Annotated in this window: 20 protein-coding genes and 1 tRNA gene; 12 read left to right on the forward strand and 9 right to left on the reverse strand. The window is 65.4% G+C overall.

The window, feature by feature from the left end:
• Nucleotides 1-125: 125 nt before the first annotated feature.
• Complete coding sequence (locus DY468_RS06985; RefSeq protein ID WP_164603674.1) at nucleotides 126-644, forward strand: DUF3060 domain-containing protein; 519 nt, start codon at nucleotides 126-128, stop codon at nucleotides 642-644.
• 198 nt (nucleotides 645-842) lie between these two features.
• Here the strand turns inward: DY468_RS06985 and DY468_RS06990 are convergent, their stop codons facing one another.
• From DY468_RS06990 to fabA, 4 genes are all read right to left on the reverse strand, one after another.
• Nucleotides 843-1,805 carry an IS5 family transposase gene (locus tag DY468_RS06990; RefSeq protein ID WP_164603677.1) on the reverse strand — a complete coding sequence of 321 codons (963 nt, stop codon included), beginning with the start codon at nucleotides 1,803-1,805 and terminating at the stop codon, nucleotides 843-845.
• A 336-nt stretch (nucleotides 1,806-2,141) separates the two neighbouring features.
• Nucleotides 2,142-2,951 (reverse strand): enoyl-ACP reductase FabI, encoded by an 810-nt coding sequence (gene fabI / locus DY468_RS06995; protein WP_164603679.1) that lies wholly within the window; start codon nucleotides 2,949-2,951, stop codon nucleotides 2,142-2,144.
• A gap of 176 nt (nucleotides 2,952-3,127) precedes the next feature.
• Entirely contained in the window at nucleotides 3,128-4,354 is a 1,227-nt protein-coding gene (gene fabB / locus DY468_RS07000; protein ID WP_164603680.1) for a beta-ketoacyl-ACP synthase I, read from the reverse strand.
• 68 nt (nucleotides 4,355-4,422) lie between these two features.
• Nucleotides 4,423-4,950: a bifunctional 3-hydroxydecanoyl-ACP dehydratase/trans-2-decenoyl-ACP isomerase gene (fabA, locus tag DY468_RS07005; protein ID WP_164603682.1), complete on the reverse strand. Its 528-nt coding sequence runs from the start codon at nucleotides 4,948-4,950 to the stop codon at nucleotides 4,423-4,425.
• Between the two features lie 287 nt (nucleotides 4,951-5,237).
• On the opposite strand from fabA, the gene irrA reads away from it, so the two are divergent.
• Nucleotides 5,238-5,702: an iron response transcriptional regulator IrrA gene (gene irrA, locus DY468_RS07010; protein ID WP_283808757.1), complete on the forward strand. Its 465-nt coding sequence runs from the start codon at nucleotides 5,238-5,240 to the stop codon at nucleotides 5,700-5,702.
• Between the two features lie 120 nt (nucleotides 5,703-5,822).
• Here irrA and DY468_RS07015 read toward each other — a convergent pair whose 3' ends face one another.
• Nucleotides 5,823-6,347 (reverse strand): SH3 domain-containing protein, encoded by a 525-nt coding sequence (locus DY468_RS07015; RefSeq protein ID WP_164603686.1) that lies wholly within the window; start codon nucleotides 6,345-6,347, stop codon nucleotides 5,823-5,825.
• A gap of 235 nt (nucleotides 6,348-6,582) precedes the next feature.
• On the opposite strand from DY468_RS07015, the gene DY468_RS07020 reads away from it, so the two are divergent.
• From DY468_RS07020 to DY468_RS07050, 7 genes are all read left to right on the forward strand, one after another.
• Nucleotides 6,583-7,584, forward strand: a complete 1,002-nt coding sequence (locus DY468_RS07020; RefSeq protein WP_164603687.1) for a 2-hydroxyacid dehydrogenase — start codon at nucleotides 6,583-6,585, stop codon at nucleotides 7,582-7,584.
• A gap of 120 nt (nucleotides 7,585-7,704) precedes the next feature.
• Nucleotides 7,705-9,090 (forward strand): cytochrome P450, encoded by a 1,386-nt coding sequence (locus DY468_RS07025; protein WP_164603689.1) that lies wholly within the window; start codon nucleotides 7,705-7,707, stop codon nucleotides 9,088-9,090.
• A gap of 135 nt (nucleotides 9,091-9,225) precedes the next feature.
• Nucleotides 9,226-9,756, forward strand: coding sequence for a tellurite resistance TerB family protein (locus tag DY468_RS07030; protein ID WP_164603691.1), 531 nt, complete (start codon nucleotides 9,226-9,228; stop codon nucleotides 9,754-9,756).
• Nucleotides 9,757-9,927: 171 nt separating this feature from the next.
• A complete protein-coding gene (locus DY468_RS07035) occupies nucleotides 9,928-10,707 on the forward strand; it encodes an SDR family NAD(P)-dependent oxidoreductase (RefSeq protein WP_164603693.1) in 780 nt (259 codons plus the stop codon).
• A gap of 120 nt (nucleotides 10,708-10,827) precedes the next feature.
• Nucleotides 10,828-11,625 carry a glutamine amidotransferase gene (locus DY468_RS07040; RefSeq protein WP_164603695.1) on the forward strand — a complete coding sequence of 266 codons (798 nt, stop codon included), beginning with the start codon at nucleotides 10,828-10,830 and terminating at the stop codon, nucleotides 11,623-11,625.
• A gap of 107 nt (nucleotides 11,626-11,732) precedes the next feature.
• The gene (locus DY468_RS07045) at nucleotides 11,733-12,233 is read left to right on the forward strand and encodes a nuclear transport factor 2 family protein (protein ID WP_164603697.1); all 501 of its coding nucleotides are present in this window, start codon (nucleotides 11,733-11,735) and stop codon (nucleotides 12,231-12,233) included.
• A gap of 79 nt (nucleotides 12,234-12,312) precedes the next feature.
• A complete protein-coding gene (locus DY468_RS07050) occupies nucleotides 12,313-13,125 on the forward strand; it encodes an enoyl-CoA hydratase (RefSeq protein WP_164603699.1) in 813 nt (270 codons plus the stop codon).
• A gap of 252 nt (nucleotides 13,126-13,377) precedes the next feature.
• Here the strand turns inward: DY468_RS07050 and DY468_RS07055 are convergent.
• Nucleotides 13,378-13,453 (reverse strand) — tRNA-Ala (locus tag DY468_RS07055).
• Nucleotides 13,454-13,656: 203 nt separating this feature from the next.
• Between DY468_RS07055 and DY468_RS07060 the strand changes: the two genes are divergently transcribed.
• The 3 genes from DY468_RS07060 to folD all read left to right on the forward strand — a co-directional run bounded on the left by DY468_RS07060 (nucleotide 13,657) and on the right by folD (nucleotide 15,279).
• Nucleotides 13,657-13,947: a YggT family protein gene (locus DY468_RS07060; protein WP_110787126.1), complete on the forward strand. Its 291-nt coding sequence runs from the start codon at nucleotides 13,657-13,659 to the stop codon at nucleotides 13,945-13,947.
• An 11-nt stretch (nucleotides 13,948-13,958) separates the two neighbouring features.
• Nucleotides 13,959-14,285, forward strand: a complete 327-nt coding sequence (locus DY468_RS07065; RefSeq protein WP_164603701.1) for a DUF167 domain-containing protein — start codon at nucleotides 13,959-13,961, stop codon at nucleotides 14,283-14,285.
• A 106-nt stretch (nucleotides 14,286-14,391) separates the two neighbouring features.
• Nucleotides 14,392-15,279 carry a bifunctional methylenetetrahydrofolate dehydrogenase/methenyltetrahydrofolate cyclohydrolase FolD gene (gene folD, locus DY468_RS07070; protein ID WP_164603703.1) on the forward strand — a complete coding sequence of 296 codons (888 nt, stop codon included), beginning with the start codon at nucleotides 14,392-14,394 and terminating at the stop codon, nucleotides 15,277-15,279.
• A gap of 114 nt (nucleotides 15,280-15,393) precedes the next feature.
• On the opposite strand, the gene DY468_RS07075 is transcribed toward folD, so the two are convergent.
• The 3 genes from DY468_RS07075 to DY468_RS07085 form a co-directional block, all read right to left on the reverse strand.
• A complete protein-coding gene (locus tag DY468_RS07075; RefSeq protein ID WP_164603705.1) occupies nucleotides 15,394-16,875 on the reverse strand; it encodes a M20 family peptidase in 1,482 nt (493 codons plus the stop codon).
• A gap of 35 nt (nucleotides 16,876-16,910) precedes the next feature.
• The gene (ppa, locus tag DY468_RS07080; RefSeq protein ID WP_164603707.1) at nucleotides 16,911-17,459 is read right to left on the reverse strand and encodes an inorganic diphosphatase; all 549 of its coding nucleotides are present in this window, start codon (nucleotides 17,457-17,459) and stop codon (nucleotides 16,911-16,913) included.
• 76 nt (nucleotides 17,460-17,535) lie between these two features.
• Nucleotides 17,536-18,045 (reverse strand): GNAT family N-acetyltransferase, encoded by a 510-nt coding sequence (locus DY468_RS07085; protein ID WP_011155978.1) that lies wholly within the window; start codon nucleotides 18,043-18,045, stop codon nucleotides 17,536-17,538.
• Between the last annotated feature and the right edge of the window lie 237 nt (nucleotides 18,046-18,282).

The following is an 18,282-nucleotide window of genomic DNA, read 5'->3' on the forward strand; positions in this document are numbered from 1 at the left end:
CGGAGCCTGTTTGTCCACCTCGCGAAATGCGCGCGCCGCGCCGGTTCCATTTCTCTGCGCTGCGTTGACGATGCTTAGTCGGTTTGCTTTCCTTTGCGCTCCTTCAACAACGCAAGGACATCTCGATGCTGCTTCGCCGACCTGTGATCATCGCCGCGATGCTGGCCTTTGCCGGCCTCGCTCATGCCGACGACGATGAACTTACGATTCAGGGCATCGGAATCAGCCGCGATGTCGATTGTCAGGGCAAGAATGTCGGCGTGTACGGCGCGGAAAACGAGATCGCACTGACCGGCCAATGCGGCACCATCACGGTGCATGGCAGCAAACACAAGGTCAGCTTCGAGCAGGGACGGACGCTGTCGGTGTCGGGCTCGGACAACGTGGTCGACGGCGGACGTGCCAAAGACGTCGTGGTCAGCGTGGCGAAGAATACCGTGACGACGACGCTGGAAGCGGGCGAGGAGCCGGGCAAGCTGAAAGTCACCGGCGCCAATAACAAGATCACGCTGGTGCTGTCCGGCCCGTCGCGGCTGGACGTCGGCGGCGTCGAGCAGCTCGTCGAGTGGTCGACGGCGGACGGCGCACCGAATCCCGAAGTCCGCTCGTCGGGCGCGCTGAATTCGATCAAGCGCAAGAAGTAAGCGGCGCCTGCGGGCTGCATCCCCGCCTTCGCGAGGATGGCGGATGCTGCGGCGCGCGTCGCCCTCACCCCACCCCTCTCCCGCAAGCGAGACCTCTGCGAAACTGGCCGAGTTTGTTATTTTTGGTCGGTGAGGAGGCGATATCGGGATGCGATGCGAGCGACGAGCGACGGCTGAACCGCCGTGGCCGGTGATTGATCAGCGGATGGCGGCTGCGGTTCGCAGGTTGTAGGCGATCGAGATCAGATCGAGGTGGAAGGTGTTGGCGGTGATGCCGGCGTAGCGCATGCGGGTGAGGCCGTAGCGGCCTTTGAGTTGCGAGAAGGTCCGTTCGATCGCCTGCCTCACGCGCCCGATCAGCTTGTTGCGTACGGCCTGCCATCGCGGCAGCGTCTTCTGGTGTTTGTTGCGACGATGCTGGATGCGATCCTTGATGCCGCGGGCTTTGAGAGCTTGGCGCCGAGCCCGTTTCTCGTAAGCCTTGTCGGCATAGACCGCCTTCTCGTCGCCGAGGACGAGATCGTCGGCGACTTCGCTCTCGTAGGTCTTCGCGCCGGTCAGGCGACGAGCCCGGATCAGGCCAGATCCCTGATCGATCGCAACGTGCGCCTTGTAGCCGAAGAACAGCTGGCGCTTGGGGCCCTGCCTTGTCCAGTTGGCTTCCGGATCGTGTGACGAGCGGCTCTCGACCTCGCGCGGGGTCGATCCCGAGGCAGGCGTCCGCCCTGAACTCTGCACCAGAGTGGCGTCGATCAAGGTCCCTGTCTTCAAGACATATCCGGCCGCTTCGAGCTGCCGGAGAACCTCATGGAACAGCGCCCCTCCCAGTCCCGCTTGCTGCAAGGCGTTGCGAAACCGGCACAGCGTCGTCTCGTCGGGCGTCTGCGCATCGAGCGCGAACCCGCAAAAGCGTCGAAACGAGACCCTATCGAGCAGCGCCTCTTCCAGGCCGGGATCGGATAGTCCGTACCATTGCTGCAGCAGCAACGCCTTGAACATGGCGAGCGGCTCATACGGCGGGCGGCCGGTCTCGCCCGGCCGCACCTTGCGGATCAACCCAGCAACGCGCTCCCAATCGATCAGGCCGGAAATGCGCTCCAGCCGCTCATTGCGCCCAAACCCCGCCGGCAGCAAAGCCTCGATGAAACTGTCCTGCGCCATCCGATTCACCTCCGCATACCGAAGTGAATCACATCTGGAGCAAACAGTCAGGTTTTGCAGAGGTCTCGCAAGCGGGAGAGGGAGCGCGCCATGCTGGTGGAGACGCATCGAACTCAACGTTATCATCAATCATTTGATGAGCTAACGAGTCCAGGCGAGACCTCGCCCCGGCCGCAGCCGGACTCCCTCTCCCGCTTGCGGGAGAGGGGTGGGGTGAGGACGCCCCAGGCACGGCAGTAGCGTTCGCCGCAACTCATCACGCTGGACCAAGCGCAAAGCGCCTTTCGCCCAGACTGCCTACTGATAGGAGGTGACGGACGAGAGCCCGGCTATCCGCTACGCCTGGTCGGTATCCGCCTTCAGCGCGCTCGGCTTCGGCATCAACACGATGTTGTAGCCGGAATCGACGTAGTGGGTTTCGCCGGTCACGCCGCCGGACAGATCCGACAGCAGATACAGCGCCGAGCCGCCGAGTTCTTCCAGCGTGACGCCGCGGCCGAGCGGCGAGTGCTTTTCCATGAAGCCGAACATCGCGCGCGAATCGCCGATGCCGGCGCCGGCCAGCGTCCGCACCGGGCCGGCCGAGACCGCGTTGACGCGGATGCCCTTGGGGCCGAGATCGCAGGCGAGATAGCGCACACTGGCTTCCAACGCAGCCTTGGCGAGGCCCATCACATTGTAGTTCGGCATCGCCCGCTCGGACGCGCCGAGGGTCAGCGTGATCATCGCGCCGCCATCCGGCATCAGCGCCGCGGCGCGCTTGGCGACCTCGGTGAACGAGAAGCAGGAGATCACCATGGTGCGCGAGAAGTTGGCACGGCTGGTGTCGATGTACTCGCCGCGCAGCTCGTTCTTGTCCGAGAAGCCGATCGCGTGGATCACGAAGTCGAGCTTGCCCCACTTCTCCTTCAGCGTCTCGAACACCGCATCGACGCTGGCGATATCCTCGACATCGCAGGGCAGCACCAGATCGGAGCTCAGCGACTGCGCCAGCGGCTTGACCCGGCGCGCCAGCGCGTCACCCTGATAGGTGAAGGCGAGCTCGGCGCCGTGCGCGTGCAGCGTCTTGGCCATCCCCCAGGCGATCGAATGGTCGTTAGCGACGCCCATGATCAGCCCGCGCTTGCCCTGCATCAGTTGTTGCATTGTCGTCGCTTCCTCGCTGCTCGGACCTCATCCTGAGGAGCACGCATCGCGCGCGTCTCGAACGATGAAGTGGTCAACAACTCATGGTTCGAGACGGCGCCAAGAGGCGCCTCCTCACCATGAGGATCGTAGCATGTGGATGTGTCGTCTCGCCGGGGCCGGCGAGAGCCTCGACATCACGCCTCCAGCCGCTTGAACACCAATGTCGCGTTGGTGCCGCCGAAGCCGAAGGAATTCGACAGCACCGCGCCGAGCTTGGCGTTGTCGATGCGCTTGCGGACGATCGGCATGTCGGCGAAGGCCGGGTCGAGCTCGGTGATGTGGGCGCTCTCGCAGATGAAGCCGTTCTGCATCATCAGCAGCGAGTAGATCGCCTCCTGCACGCCGGTGGCGCCGAGCGAGTGGCCGGTCAGCGCCTTGGTGGCCGAGATCGGCGGGCACTTGTCCTCGTTGCCGAACACGTTGCGGATCGCCGCGATTTCCGGCGGGTCGCCGGCCGGCGTCGAGGTCGCATGCGGATTGATGTAGTCGATCTTGATGCCGCCGGTGGTCGCCAGCGCCATCTTCATGCAGCGCTCGGCGCCCTCGCCCGACGGCGCCACCATGTCGTAGCCGTCGCTGGTCGCGCCATAGCCGATGATTTCGCCATAGATCTTGGCGCCGCGCGCCTTGGCGTGTTCGAGCTCTTCCAGCACCAAGACGCCGGCGCCGCCGGCGATCACGAAGCCGTCGCGCGACACGTCATAGGGGCGCGAGGCAGTGGCCGGCGTGTCGTTGTACTTCGACGACATCGCGCCCATGGCGTCGAACAGCACCGACAGCGACCAGTCGAGTTCTTCGCAGCCGCCGGCGAACATCACGTCCTGCTTGCCCCACTGGATCAGCTCGTAGGCGTTGCCGATGCAGTGGTTGGAGGTCGCGCAGGCCGACGAGATCGAGTAGTTGACGCCCTTGATCTTGAACCAGGTCGCGAGCGTCGCCGAGGCGGTCGAACTCATCGCCTTCGGCACCGCGAACGGACCGACGCGCTTCGGTCCCTTGGTACGAGTGATGTCGGCGGCTTCGACGATGGTGCGGGCCGACGGGCCGCCGGAGCCCATCACGATGCCGGTGCGCTCGTTCGAGATATCGGACTCTTCCAGCCCGGAATCGGCGAGCGCCTGCTCCATCGCAACGTGGTTCCACGCCGCGCCTTCGCCGAGGAAGCGCATCGCCCGCCGATCGACGACGTCGGCCGGGTTCAGCGTCGGCGCACCCTGCACCTGCGAGCGGAATCCCAGCTCGGCATGCTTTTCGGCGCGGGAAATGCCCGACTTCGCGTCGTGCAGGCTCGCCAGGACTTCCTGGGTGTTGTTTCCAATCGACGAGACGATACCCATCCCGGTGACAACAACACGTCTCATATGATCGCCTCGTTCATTCCATGGTCGTCAACGGGCGACGACGCGCCCGATCGCGGTCTGCCGGACCGCTAACCGCCAACCGGCTGCGCCGTCTGCTTGAACAGACCGACTTTCAGGTCCTTTGCGCGGTAGATGATCTCGTCGTCGGCCGAAAGCCAGCCGTCCGCGATGCCGAGCCACAGCTTCGAGCGCATCACCCGCTTGATATCGACATTGTAGACGACTTTGCTGATGTGCGGCAGCACCTGGCCGGTGAACTTTAGTTCCCCGAGGCCGAGCGCGCGGCCAGGGCCCTCGCCACCGACCCAGCCCAGGAAGAAGCCGACCATCTGCCACATCGCATCCAGTCCCAGGCAGCCCGGCATCACCGGGTCGTTCTTGAAGTGGCAGGCGAAGAACCAGAGGTCCGGATTGACGTCGAGCTCGGCGCGCACATGGCCCTTGCCGAACTCGCCGCCATCCTCGGTGATGGTGGTGATACGATCGAACATCAGCATCGGCGGCAGCGGAAGCTGCGCATTGCCGGGACCGAACAGTTCGCCCCGGCCGCAGGCCAGCAAGTCTTCATATTCGTAGCTGGAGCGACGGTCCCGCATGCGACGATGCCTTCTTCTTCATATTCGATCGAGAGGATTTGGCTGCCCACGCGGCGAAATCCGGAGATGGGCACTGGACGCGCCCGTTAGGCGCGCGGGTCTGTAACATAGGCATACTGCCCCGCCTAGCGGCACCTCCGTAACCTTACTTAAGCAAAATGACCGAATTCCGCTAGTTGCGAAGCGCTTGCACCAACAACGAATGCTTCCTATAATCACGTTGTACAGTGCAGGTTGTAGTGCGGCAGGGGTATGCAATCGTGGATATCGGCGAACACGTAGCATTTTTGCGAGAGGAACCCGCTCAGGACGCGCATTCGCACGCTGAGCCCCGCCTCAACGGCTGCCCGTGGCACGACGTCAACGAAATGCTGCAGTCGGTCGGTTTGCGGCCGACCCGGCAGCGGATGGCGCTCGGCTGGCTGCTGTTCGGCAAGGGCGACCGCCACCTCACCGCGGAAATGCTGTACGAAGAGGCCAGCCAGGCCAAGGTGCCGGTGTCGCTGGCGACCGTCTACAACACCCTGAACCAGCTCACGGAAGTCGGGCTGCTGCGTCAGGTCAGCGTCGACGGAACCAAGACCTATTTCGACACCAACGTGTCGGCGCACCAGCATTTCTATCTCGAGAACAACCACGAGCTGATCGACATCCCCAACGCCGAAGTCGAGCTGAAGGCGACGCCGGACGTTCCCGACGGATACGAGATTGCACGGGTCGACGTGGTGGTGCGGCTGCGCAAGAGGGGCTGAGGCGCCCGTCTGGACCAATTCCAGGTGACGATTCGTCGGCGGACTGCGGCATCAGGTCGTAGGCCGCCGTTGTTTTTTCGCGGCGCGAAACCCGGGCGACAGCTCGGCCTGGCCGAGTGATCAGTTCACCTGCTCGTCGGCGTAGACACCCCACAGTTGCGGCTTCTCGATCCAGCCGTCGAAGCCGCTACCCGTGATCCGGCACCACTTCATGTCGCAGCGCTTGACCTGCGCCACCACGCCGGCCTGCAATCGCGCGACCACTGCGCTGCTCGCATTGGCGCTTTCGTACAAGGTCGCCAGATCGTCCTTGTCTTTCATGATGACGACTGCGGTGCGTCGTCCCGACAGCAGCGAGTGATAGACCCAACCCTCGGCGCCTTCGGAATCGCGCACCCGGCGCCAGTTCTCGAATTCGGCAGTGACTTCGACCGGAAGGCCGGCGCGGGTATAGACCCAGGCGACATCGTTGTCCTTGGTCGGCCCGACCCGGACGTTGACGTGATCAGACTTAAGACTGACGTACCGCGGCACCGGCAGACCGCTCGCGGACAATGGCGACTCCTTGCCGGCATGCGCGAAGCTCGCAGCGCCGATCACCGCGCCTGCGAACGCCGTGGCAGCGAACAGGTATTTCATCGTCATCGACACGCCTCTTCGTCTTCGGATTTGCGGCGCGGCCGTCTCCGGGAAAACCAGGGGTCCTTGTCTTGGCGCGGTCTTCTGCTAGAGAAGGCCGGAAGGCATCCGGTAACCCAAGGAACGGGATAGGGACCTCACGGTCGGGACCGGCCCCTGTGGTCGCGCTGCTGCGGGAGTGTCGAACAGCTGAGTTAACGGGGGCTAAACGATCTCGTTAAGCTCGTCAGAGAGCGTTGGAATGTCGGTTAAGAAAAAGCCTCTGGTCGTCGTCACCCGCAAGCTGCCGGACTCGATCGAGACCCGGATGCGCGAGCTGTTCGACGCCCGGCTGAATCTCGACGATGTTGCGATGACGGCCGAGCAGCTCGCCGAGGCGGCACGCACCGCCGACGTGCTGGTACCGACGGTGACCGACGAAATCACCGCCGCGATGCTGAATCAGCCCGAGTGTTCGCTGCGGCTGATCGCCAATTTCGGCAACGGGATCGACAATATCGACGTCGCCGCGGCGCATGCGCGCGGCATCACCGTCACCAATACGCCGAAGGTCCTGACCGAAGACACCGCCGACATGACGATGGCGCTGATCCTCGCGGTGCCGCGCCGGATGATCGAAGGTGCCGCGCTCCTGACCGACGGCGGCGAGTGGCCCGGCTGGTCGCCGACCTGGATGCTTGGCCGCAGGCTCGGCGGCAAGCGGCTCGGCATCATCGGCATGGGCCGGATCGGCCAGGCGGTGGCGCGGCGCGCCCGCGCGTTCGGGCTGCAGATCCACTATCACAACCGCAAGCCGGTGGCCCCCAAGATCGCCGACGAGCTCGGCGCGACCTATTGGGATTCGCTCGACCAGATGCTGGCGCGGATGGACATTATTTCGGTGAACTGTCCGCACACCCCGGCGACGTTCCATTTGCTGTCGGCGCGGCGGCTGAAGCTGATCCGGAAGGACGCCTTCATCGTCAACACCGCGCGCGGCGAAGTGATCGACGAAGAAACCCTGACCAAGCTGATCGAAGCCGGCGACATCGCCGGCGCAGGCCTCGACGTCTACGAGCACGAACCGGCGGTCAATCCGAAGCTGGTGCGGCTCGCCAAGCACGGCAAGGTTGTGCTGCTGCCGCATATGGGCTCGGCGACGATCGAAGGCCGCGTCGAAATGGGCGAGAAGGTGATCATCAACATCCGCACCTTCCTGGACAACCACAAGCCGCCGGATCGCGTCCTGCCCGGGATGCTCTGACCCGGCACCGAGAGGTGCGGCTGCGGCCGATCGCCTCGCTTGCCGGTTCCGCCACCGGCCTTCTCCCTGCCCGTTTCCCACACTACCTTCGTTGGACAACGACGAGGGAGTGGGTTCGAGGTGAGCATCGCCGCAATCGACGACCGGCCGGCATTCCGTGAGCCGCTGATCCCGCCGACGCCGCCGCGCGCGCCGGAGAACATGTCGGCGCTCGGCCGGCTCGCCGCGATCCGCCACAATGCGATCGCGAGCTGGGGCGACCGCGCCTACCAGGACGACGTCGTCCGCGGCAGGTTCTTCGCCCACTCCAGCTACATCCTCAATACGCCGGATGCGATCCGGCATGTGCTGGTCGACAACTTCGACAACTATCACCGCACCGCGACCGGCATTCGCGTGCTGCGGCCGATGCTCGGCGAGGGGCTGCTGCTCGCCGAAGGCCGCGCCTGGAAGCACCAGCGGCGAACGCTGGCACCGGCGTTCACGCCGCGCGCGGTGGCGACGCTGGTGCCGCACATGGCGTCCGCCACCGACGAGGTCGTCGATGGGCTGCGCCGCAACATCGGCGGCCCGGTCGACCTGCGCGAAGCGATGCAGCATCTGGCGCTGGAGATCGCCGGGCGGACGATGTTTTCGTTCGAGATGGGCACGCACGGCCAGGCGCTGCGCGGCTTCGTGATCGACTACGGCACCAGGCTGGCGAGCCCGCGGTTTCTCGATCTGCTGCTGCCGCTCGGCTGGCCGACGCCGCAGGATGTTTCGCGGGCGCTGTTCCGCCGGCGCTGGACCCGGTTCATCAGCGAGCTGATCGCCGCGCGGCGCGCGGCCGGCAAGGCCGACGGCGCTCCCCCGCGCGATCTGTTCGAACTGATGCTGGCGGCGCGCGACCCGGAGACCGGTGAGGCCTTCACCGACGCCCAGCTCGGCGACCAGGTCGCCACCATGATCCTGGCCGGACACGAGACCACCGCCACCGCGCTGTTCTGGGCGCTGTATCTGCTGGCCCTCGACCCCGACGCTCAGGAACGGCTCGCGGGCGAGGTGCGCCGGACCGGAGTCGATGTCGCGGAGGTCGAACGGCTGCCGTTCACCCGCGCGGTGCTCGATGAGACATTGCGGCTGTATCCGCCGGCGTTCCTGATCGTGCGGGAGGCGGCGGGCCCCGATCAGGTCGCCGGCTTCGCGGTTCGCAAGCACGACGTGGTGCTGATCGCGCCGTGGTTGCTGCACCGGCACGAAAAGCTCTGGAGCGACCCGAACGCGTTCGTGCCGGAGCGATTCATGCCGGGCGCGCCGGCGCCGGACCGGTTCGCCTATCTGCCGTTCGGCGTCGGTCCCAGGGTCTGCATCGGCGCGCATTTCGCGCTGGTCGAAGCGACGCTGGCGTTGGCCAAGCTCGTCGGCACGTTCCGGATCGAACTGACCGATACAGAGCCGGTGATCCCGATCGGCGTCGTCACCACCCAGCCCGATCGCTCACCGCAATTCCGGCTGATACCCCGCTGAGCCGCGCTGCCGTGACACCGCGCCCACATTGCCAAACCGTCATGGAACTCCCCGGAACCGTGGCAGGATTGCGGGCGTTCCCTTTCCACGCCATAGAGCGACGAGCCGTCGCCCCCCATCGAAAGACGAGAGACGATGCTGGACAAACTGCGCCAATTCATCACCGACGTCGTCGCGCCGAGCGCCCCGGATGAGCTGACGCTCGATGAAGGCGGCTACCGCCTCGCCGCGACGGCGCTGCTGATACATGTCATCTCGATCGACGGCGACCCGTCGGAGGTCGAAAAGCAGAAGCTGCATTCGCTGCTCGAACAGCGCTTCGGTCTCGATGCCGCCACCGCAGCCCGATTGATCGCCTCGGCGACGCTGATCGAAGGCGAAGCCGTCGACCTTTATCATTTCACCAGCGTGATCATGCGTTCGGTCAATGAGGAAGGCCGGCTGCGGATCGTCGAAATGATGTGGGAGCTGGTCTACGCCGACGGCACCGTCACCGAGTTCGAAGAGAACGTGGTGTGGCGTGCCGCAGACCTTCTGGCGGTCTCGACCCGTGACCGCGTCACGCTGCGCCAGAAGGTAGCGGCCGCAGCTCCGCTCGCGGCCGGCGCCGGCGTCGCCGGCGGTACGGAAATCGGGGCGGTGTCCGAAGTCGATCCGGCCAACTAAGCGGACCACCATCACGACACCCGTGTGACTGGAACCATCTGGTCCCGAGCCGCAACCGCGCTTTCGGCCGCACCCCCGGCGCTTGGGCCTTGCACGCTGCTTGCTTCCCGCATAAGGCCTTAGCTGTTCCCCGGAGGCCGTTCGGCCCATTTGAAGCATGAGTTTCCAGTCGTGACTGAACGTGTGACTTTGATTACAGGCGCATCGGCCGGGATCGGCGTCGAGCTGGCGCGAATTTTTGCAGACAATGCTCATCGCGTAGCCTTGGTAGCGCGACGCGGCGATCGGCTCGACTCGCTTGCAGCCGAAATTCGCGCCAAGGGCGGCCCCGACCCGATCGTCATTGCGTGCGATCTCGGCAAACCAGACGCCGCCGACCAAATCACCGCCGCTCTCGATGCCGCCGGCGTCGAGGTCGAGTACCTCGTCAACAATGCCGGTTACGGTCTGTTCGGGCGGGCGGTCGACCTCGATCGCGAAGGGCAGCTTGGTATCATCGACATCAATATCAAAGCCCTCACCGATCTGACGCTGCGGTTCGCGGGCAGCGTCGCACGGCTCCGCGGCGGCATCCTCAACGTCTCGTCGATCGCCGGCTTCCTGCCGGGCCCCGGCATGGCGGTGTACTACGCTTCCAAAGCCTATGTGCTGTCGTTCAGTGAGGCGCTGCACCAGGAGCTCGGCCCGAAGGGCGTGCGCGTGACCGCGCTGTGTCCGGGCCCGGTGCAAACCGAATTCCAGGACCGCGCCGGCTTCGAGCCGGGCATCGACAGCGCCGTGCTGAACGTTTCGCCCGCGGAGGTCGCACGTCAGGCCTATCAGGGACTGATGGACAACAAGCGCATCGTGCTGCCCGGCCTCGGCGTGAAGCTCGTGCCGTTCCTGCTGCGTTTCTTCCCGCGCGGTTTCATCGCCGCAGCCGTCAGCGGATTTCAACTGCGCCGCCGCTGACGCACGGCATCGCGACACAATCTGGCCCAGGGCTTGCTTTATGGAATTGTCATCGTCCGCCGGACATCCTGACCGGCGGCGCGGCAATCCTGATCGACATGGCTCTGGACTGATCCTCCCATGCTTGTTCGACTGACCGACTACGGCCGGGTGGCTTCGCCCGCGCTGCAGCCTGCGAAGACCAATGATCCGCGGCCGGTGCTGATCGTTCTGCACCAGGAGACATCGACGCCCGGCCGGGTCGGCAATGCGCTCCGTGCGCTCGGCCATCCGCTCGACATTCGCCGGCCGCGGTTCGGCGATCAGCTTCCGAGTTCGCTCGACGCGCACGCCGGAGCTGTCGTGTTCGGCGGTCCGATGAGCGCCAACGATCCGGACGACTACATCCGCCGCGAGATCGATTGGATCGCGGTGCCGCTGAAGGAACGGCGGCCGTTTCTCGGTATCTGCCTCGGTGCGCAGATGCTGGCCAAGCAACTCGGCGCCCGGGTCGCGCCGCACCCGCACGGCCGAGCCGAGGTCGGCTACTACGACATCCGTCCCACCGCCGCCGGCCGCGCGATGTGCGCGCACTGGCCGCGCCAAGTGTATCACTGGCACGTCGAAGGATTCGAGCTGCCGGCCGGCGCCGATCTTTTGGCGGAAGGCGGCGACTTTCCGGTGCAGGCGATCCGCTGCGATACGGCTTACGGCTTTCAATTCCACCCCGACGTCACCTCGGCGATGATGCATCGCTGGACCACCAAGGGGCACGAGCGGCTGTCGCTGCCCGGCGCACGGCCGCGTCGCGAGCATTTTGCCGACCGCGCCGTGCACGATCTCGCCGAACGGATCTGGCTCGAACACTTCCTCGATCATTGGCTGTCGCGCACGCCGCTCGGCGAGCCGGTGGCGGCGCTGCGCGAAGCCGCCGAATAGCCGCTCGCTCGGCCCCTTTGGCAAATACGCTTCCCTCGCAGGCGCTACGGTTGCTAGTCTGCCGGCCAAGCTTCGGCGGTCACGACCGGAGCATCAAGGGAGTGCGCATGACGAGCGAGGAATTCGCGCGGCTGCTGGAAAGCCTGACCCGCGCGGCGGAAGCCGGCGATGGCGCACAGTTCGCCGGCCATTTCACCGACGACGCGATCTATCACGACTACATCTACGGCCCGCACACCGGCCGCGCCGAGATCGCCGCGATGATGCAGGAGCTGTTTCACCGCGACGCGGCCGATTATCGCTGGGAAATGTTCGACCCGGTGTGCAACGGCGACCTTGGCTACGCATGGTCGCTGTCGAGCTTCACATCCACCGTCCCCGAGTTCAAAGGCCAGCGGGTGGTGATCGACGGCATGAGCCGGTTCGTGCTGCGCGGCGGGCTGATCGCGGAATATCGCGAGTCGGTCAACGGCGGCGTGGCGATGGCGCAGCTCGGCGTCGCGCCCGAGCGGATGGCCAAAGTCTTCCGCAAGTGGAGCGGCTGGCTGCAGCAGCGTCCCGAAACCCGGGACTATCTGGCCCGACCCAAAGGCTCGCGCCACGTCTGATATCTGTCGCCCACAGCGGGCGACAACGCGCACGACGCCGGTCGCGCGCCAACAACAATCAACAAAGGGAGAAACGCCGTTGAGCTATCAGAACATCCTCTATGACGTGGCCGATCGGATCGCCACGATCACGCTGAACCGGCCGGACCGCATGAACGCCTGGACGCCGGTGATGGAGCGCGAGGTGCGGGAAGCGATGCAGCAGGCCGCCGCGGACAGCGACGTTCGGGTCATCGTGCTGACCGGCGCCGGCCGCGGCTTCTGCGCAGGGGCCGACATGCAGGTGCTGCAGACGATCGATCCCTCCGACGTGCGCCGCGCCGCCGACTTGCCGCCGTTCGACATGAATCGCCGCGCCGACTGGCAGACCCGCTACGCGTTCTATCCGTCGATTGGCAAGCCGATCATCGGCATGCTCAACGGCGCCACCGCCGGCATCGGTCTCGTCCACGCGCTGTATTGCGATGTCCGCTTCGCGGCCGACTCCGCGGTGTTCACCACCGCCTTCGCACGCCGCGGACTGATCGCCGAGCACGGCATCTCCTGGATGCTGCCGCGGATCGTCGGCCACGCCAACGCGCTCGATCTGTTGCTGTCGGCGCGCCGGGTCTCGGCCGACGAGGCGCTGCGGATGGGGCTCGTCAACCGGCTGTATCCGGCCGATCAGCTCCGCGAGCAGACCTACGCCTACGCCCGCGATCTCGCCGACAATGTCGCGCCGAAGTCGATGCAGGTGATCAAGCGCCAGCTCTACGACGTGCCGTTCCAGACTCTGGCGGAAGCGACCATCGAGGCGAATCGCGAGATGGCGATCTCGCTCGCCAGCGACGACTTCAAGGAAGGCGTCGCCAGCTTCGTCGAAAAGCGCCCGCCGCAATTCAAGAGCGCCTGAGCGGGACGGCGAAATCGACGAGCTTAGATCCGAACTGCCCGCACCACGCGTCATGCCCGGGCTCGTCCCGGGCATGACGGATCATGGCGGAAGCTATCGTGCCGATCGTCTGTCGGATGAACTGGTGCTGGGATTGTTGCTGCGCGAAGCCGCTTTATCAGCGGCCCGTCTTCGCCCTTCGGGCTACAACGCGGCAGCCTTCACCACGATGAGCAGGCTTGCCGGGCCGAAGCTGGCGAAGCCAGCGAAGGCTGGTGGAGCCAGGCGGGATCGAACCGCCGACCTCGTCATTGCGAACGACGCGCTCTCCCAGCTGAGCTATGGCCCCTCCGCGGCCGGCGCAATGTCATGCGCCAGTCAGCGAACGACGCCATTTACAGTGCAGGTCGCGTCCAAGTCAAGGACGTCAGGACGGATCGAAATCGGCCGCCAGAGGGTTTTATTGCCGCCGAGTTCCCTTGTTTGGACGGGGGTGAACCGATATCTACGGCTCGTGCCTTCCGCGACCGAAACCGCGAGTTTTCCCCCACCATGCGCGCCATTCTCGATATCGTTCTCATCGTCCTCGATCTCTACATCTGGCTGTTGATCGCCTCGGCGATCCTGTCCTGGCTGATCGCCTTCAACGTCGTGAACACGCGCAACCAGTTCGTCGGCGCGGTGTCCGAATTCCTGTACCGAATCACCGAGCCGCTGCTGGCGCCGATCCGCAACATGCTGCCGTCGCTCGGCGGGCTCGATATCTCGCCGATCATCCTCATCCTTCTGATCATGTTCCTGCAGCGGGTGATCACCTATTACATCTATCCGGCGGTGTTCTAACGGCGCCCGGCATGGCGGAGGCTTGGCGCTATTCGGCCCAAGGCGTGGCGGTCGCGGTGCGGGTCACCCCGCGCGGCGGACGCGACGACATCGACGGGCTGGAGACGCTCTCGGACGGCCGCCCGGTGCTGAAAGTGCGGGTTCGGGCGATCGCCGACGGCGGCGAGGCCAACCGGGCGGTGACGGAGCTGCTGGCCAAGGCGGTCGGCGTGCCGAAGCGCAACGTAAGACTGCTGTCGGGCGCGACCTCGCGGCAGAAACAGATCGCGATCGACGGCGATCCAAAACAGCTCGGCGAAACATTGCGCCGCCTGGTTGCGGCCAAACCCGCCGAATGAACAAGCAGGGAGGCCCGCGAGGGCGATCCACCGTTCGCCTCTCCGTTCGGGGAGGCGTTGTCATTTCGATGCGGACGCATCGGCTGGGACAGGCAAAGAGGACGACATGACAGCCCGGATCATCGATGGAAAAATCATCTCGGCCGAGCTACGCGCCCGCGTCGCGGCGGAAGTCGCGCGGCTGAAAACCGATCACGGCATCACGCCGGGCCTTGCGGTGGTGCTGGTCGGCAACGACCCCGCCTCCGAGGTCTATGTCCGCAGTAAGCACAAGCAGACCCAGGAGGCCGGCATGGCCTCGTTCGAGCACCGGCTGCCCGCCGACGTGCCGCAGGCCGAGCTGATGGCGCTGATCGCAAAGCTCAATGCCGATCCAGCCGTGCACGGCATTCTGGTGCAATTGCCGCTGCCGAAGGGGCTCGACAGCAATGCGGTGATCGACGCGATCGATCCGGCCAAGGATGTCGACGGCCTCAACCCGACCAATGCGGGCCGGCTCGCCTCCGGCCTGTTCGCGCTGACGCCTTGCACGCCGCTCGGCAGCATCATCATGGCCAAGACCGTGCACGCCTCGCTCGAAGGCATGAACGCGCTGGTGATCGGCCGCTCCAACCTGGTCGGCAAGCCGCTGGTGCAATTGCTGCTGAACGAGAACGCCACGGTGACGATCGCGCATTCGCGCACCCGCGATCTGCCGGCGCTGTGCCGCCAGGCCGATCTGGTGTTCGCCGCTGTCGGCAAGGCCGAGATGGTGAAGGGCGACTGGATCAAGCCGGGCGCCACCGTGATCGACGTCGGCATCAACCGGACGCCGGGAAAGGACGGCGGCAAGGACAAGCTGCTCGGCGACGTCGCCTTCAACGAGGCCAAGGAGGTCGCCGGCGCGATTACGCCGGTGCCGGGCGGCGTCGGCCTGATGACGGTGGCGTGCCTCTTGGTCAACACCGTCCGCGCCGCCTGCGCGATCCACGGCCTGCCGAAGCCGGCGGTGTAGACGGAAGCCTTTCCGCGTCATTGCGAGGAGCGCAGCGACGAAGCAATCCAGGGGCCGCAAGCGTGGCCCCTGGATTGCTTCGCTTCGCTCGCAATGACGCGGAAAGGCTTCCGTCTAACCCGCCGTGCTCTGCATCAGCCGCACATAAAACCGGATCATGTCCGCGTAGTTCTTGATGCTGATGCGCTCGTTGGTGCCGTGGAAGCGCTTGAGGTCTTCGGGCGTGGCGCGCACCGGCGAGAACCGGAAGATGTTGTCGGCGACCTGGGCGTAGTGCCGCGAGTCGGTGGCGGCGATCATCAGACCCGGCGCCACGATGACGTCCGGAAACACTTCGCGGATGGTGCGATTGAGCGCCAGATAGGACGCGCTCTTGGTGCCGGTCACCGGCGGCGGATCGAAATTACCCTCGAAGCCGCTCACCGCGATCTTGTCGTTGGCCACCACGCTTCGAACGTGATCGGTGACGCTGGTCTGGGTATCGCCCGGCAGCAGGCGGAAGTTGACGCTGGCCTCGGCGACGCCGGGCAGCACGTTGTCCTTGTCGCCGGCGTTGAACACGGTGAGCGCCGTCGTCGTCTGCACCATCGCGGCGGTGGTGCCGCTCTTGGCGAATTCGCGCAGCAGCAGCGGCCGGAACAGCCACAGGTTCGACAGCGCGACCCGGCTGAAGCCGCTCATCTCCGGCGCCAGGGTGTCGAACATCTCGGCGACCGAGCCGCGGATCCGCATCGGCAGCCGGTTGTCTTCGAGATGGGTCAGCGCCGCCGCCAGCATCCCGATCGCGGTATCGCGCGGCGGCATCGAGGAATGGCCCGGGGTGCCGCGGGCGGTCAGCACCAGCGTGGCGTAGCCCTTCTCGGAGACGCCGATCAGCGCGGCGGGCTTGTCGAGGCCCTTCAGCACCCCGTCGGTGATCAACAGTCCCTCGTCCAGCACGAAATCGAGCCGGACGTTTCGCGAGGCCAAGAGTTCGGCGATCTTGGCGGCACCGCGCAGGCCGGAGACTTCTTCGTCATGGCCGAACGCGAAATAGATCGTCCGCTTCGGCCGGAAGCCCTGCTTGGCCATCAGCTCGGCGGCCTCCAGCATGGCGTAGAGGTTGCCCTTGTCGTCCCACGAGCCGCGGCCCCAGACGAAGCCGCCTTCGATCGCGCCGCTGAACGGTGGCTGCTGCCAGTCTGCTTCGGTCTTCGGCGCGATCGGCACCACGTCCTGATGCGCCAGTAGCGCGATCGGTTTGGCCTGCGGGTCGCTACCTTCCCAGGTGTAGAGCAGGCTGTGGCCGCCGACGACCTCCTGCTTGGCCGCCGCATGGAACGCCGGGAAGCTGGATTCGATATGCGCGCGCAAGCCGCGCAGCGCCTCGGCGTCCTGCTCGGGATTGAGGAAATTGGAGATGGTCTGGAAGCGGATCGACTGCGACAGCCGCTGCGCGGCGCCCTGCTCGTCGATCGCGATCGGCGGGACTGCGGCGACATCGATCTGCCGCGAACCGTGCCGGAAGGTGTTGTAGGCCAGTACGCCGGCCAGGACCGCGACCGCCACCAGGGCGATCGCGGTCAGGTTACGAATCCATCGAAGCAGCCGGCGCATCAGAACTCCCGTTCGCCGGCGCTAGCTCCGGCCGCTCAGTCCTTGGCGTGCCCCTTGGCCTTGTTGGCCCGGTCGAGGCCTTCAAGGATCAGCTTGTGGGCCTCGTCGGCACCGCCCCAACGCACCACCTTGACCCACTTGCCGGGCTCGAGGTCCTTGTAGTGCTCGAAGAAGTGCTGGAACTGAGCCAGCGTGATCTCCGGCAGGTCCGAGTAGGTCTTGATGCGGTCGTAGCGCTGGGTCAGCTTCGACGACGGGACCGCGATGATCTTCTCGTCGTGGCCGGCTTCGTCGCTCATGTACAGGACGCCGACCGGCCGCACGCTCATCACCGCGCCCGGCACGATGCCGCGGGTGTTGGCGACCAGCACGTCGCAGGGATCGCCGTCGTCCGACAGGGTGTGGGGGATGAAGCCGTAATTCCCCGGATAGTGCATCGAGGTATAAAGGAACCGATCCACCACCAAAGTACCGGCAGCCTTATCCATTTCATACTTGATCGGCTCACCGCCGACCGGCACCTCGATGATGACGTTGACGTCATACGGAGGGTTCACGCCGACGGAGACTGCGTCGATGCGCATCAAGAGCTCCAGACTGATTTGATTTCAGGAACCACCCGAATAACCCGCGCTGGCGGTGTCCGCCAGCGCAAAAAGCTCAGTTGCTCCAGGCGAACGCAACCTTGTCGAGCGATTTCGGTCCGAACCGCTCCGACGAACGCGCCACCATCCGGCCGCCGAGCGCGCGATAGAATTCGGTCGCCGGCTCGTTATCCGACAGCGCCCAGATCACCATGCTCTTCAGGCCGCTCTGCACCAGATCGCGGCGGGCCGCGGCGAACAGCCGGCGTCCGAAGCCGAGCCCCTGGAACTCGGGGCGCAGATACAGCTCGTAGATCTCGCCTTCGAACTGCAGGCTGCGGGCCCGGTTGCGACCGTAATTGGCATAGCCGGCGATCTTGTCGCCGAAGCACAGCACGCTGATTCGGCTACCCTTGCGGATCGCCGAGTCCCACCAGGTCGGACCGCGGCGGTTGATCAGCTTTTCCAGCTCCGCGCCCGGGATGATGCCCTGATACGCGGAACGCCAGGCTTCGTCATGGGTGGCCGCGACCGCGGACGCATCCGCTGCCCTTGCCGCTCGTACCTCGATCAGGGTCGTGCTCATGACCGTGATCAAAGCAAGTCGCGGGGCCGGCTTCAAGCGCCAACGTTAATTATCGGTTAACGTGTGGATTTTCTGCACCAGAGCGTCCCGCGCTGTGCCGAAATCGGACAACCGGCCGAACGGCTTACGCTTTTCCGCGCCGATTTGCGGCAGTCGCGACACTCGAGGTGGAAGTTAGTTCGCAGCGAAACCCGGCTGTCCCTTATACACATCTGACGCTGCCGACGACGGAGAGAG

Origin of the sequence: Rhodopseudomonas sp. BR0M22 (assembly GCF_010907035.1) — a bacterium.
Taxonomy (GTDB): domain Bacteria; phylum Pseudomonadota; class Alphaproteobacteria; order Rhizobiales; family Xanthobacteraceae; genus Rhodopseudomonas.

What these genes read in the sequence shown, in the direction of transcription:
- folD (WP_164603703.1), top strand. Translation starts at nt 14,392, where the DNA reads ATGACAGCCCGGATCATCGATGGAAAAATCATCTCGGCCGAGCTACGC.
- DY468_RS07075 (WP_164603705.1), bottom strand. Translation starts at nt 16,875, where the DNA reads ATGCGCCGGCTGCTTCGATGGATTCGTAACCTGACCGCGATCGCCCTG.
- fabI (WP_164603679.1), bottom strand. Translation starts at nt 2,951, where the DNA reads ATGCAACAACTGATGCAGGGCAAGCGCGGGCTGATCATGGGCGTCGCT.
- DY468_RS07085 (WP_011155978.1), bottom strand. Translation starts at nt 18,045, where the DNA reads ATGAGCACGACCCTGATCGAGGTACGAGCGGCAAGGGCAGCGGATGCG.
- DY468_RS07065 (WP_164603701.1), top strand. Translation starts at nt 13,959, where the DNA reads ATGGCGGAGGCTTGGCGCTATTCGGCCCAAGGCGTGGCGGTCGCGGTG.
- DY468_RS06990 (WP_164603677.1), bottom strand. Translation starts at nt 1,805, where the DNA reads ATGGCGCAGGACAGTTTCATCGAGGCTTTGCTGCCGGCGGGGTTTGGG.
- DY468_RS07060 (WP_110787126.1), top strand. Translation starts at nt 13,657, where the DNA reads ATGCGCGCCATTCTCGATATCGTTCTCATCGTCCTCGATCTCTACATC.
- ppa (WP_164603707.1), bottom strand. Translation starts at nt 17,459, where the DNA reads ATGCGCATCGACGCAGTCTCCGTCGGCGTGAACCCTCCGTATGACGTC.
- DY468_RS06985 (WP_164603674.1), top strand. Translation starts at nt 126, where the DNA reads ATGCTGCTTCGCCGACCTGTGATCATCGCCGCGATGCTGGCCTTTGCC.
- DY468_RS07015 (WP_164603686.1), bottom strand. Translation starts at nt 6,347, where the DNA reads ATGACGATGAAATACCTGTTCGCTGCCACGGCGTTCGCAGGCGCGGTG.
- DY468_RS07020 (WP_164603687.1), top strand. Translation starts at nt 6,583, where the DNA reads ATGTCGGTTAAGAAAAAGCCTCTGGTCGTCGTCACCCGCAAGCTGCCG.
- fabB (WP_164603680.1), bottom strand. Translation starts at nt 4,354, where the DNA reads ATGAGACGTGTTGTTGTCACCGGGATGGGTATCGTCTCGTCGATTGGA.
- fabA (WP_164603682.1), bottom strand. Translation starts at nt 4,950, where the DNA reads ATGCGGGACCGTCGCTCCAGCTACGAATATGAAGACTTGCTGGCCTGC.
- DY468_RS07045 (WP_164603697.1), top strand. Translation starts at nt 11,733, where the DNA reads ATGACGAGCGAGGAATTCGCGCGGCTGCTGGAAAGCCTGACCCGCGCG.
- DY468_RS07040 (WP_164603695.1), top strand. Translation starts at nt 10,828, where the DNA reads ATGCTTGTTCGACTGACCGACTACGGCCGGGTGGCTTCGCCCGCGCTG.
- DY468_RS07030 (WP_164603691.1), top strand. Translation starts at nt 9,226, where the DNA reads ATGCTGGACAAACTGCGCCAATTCATCACCGACGTCGTCGCGCCGAGC.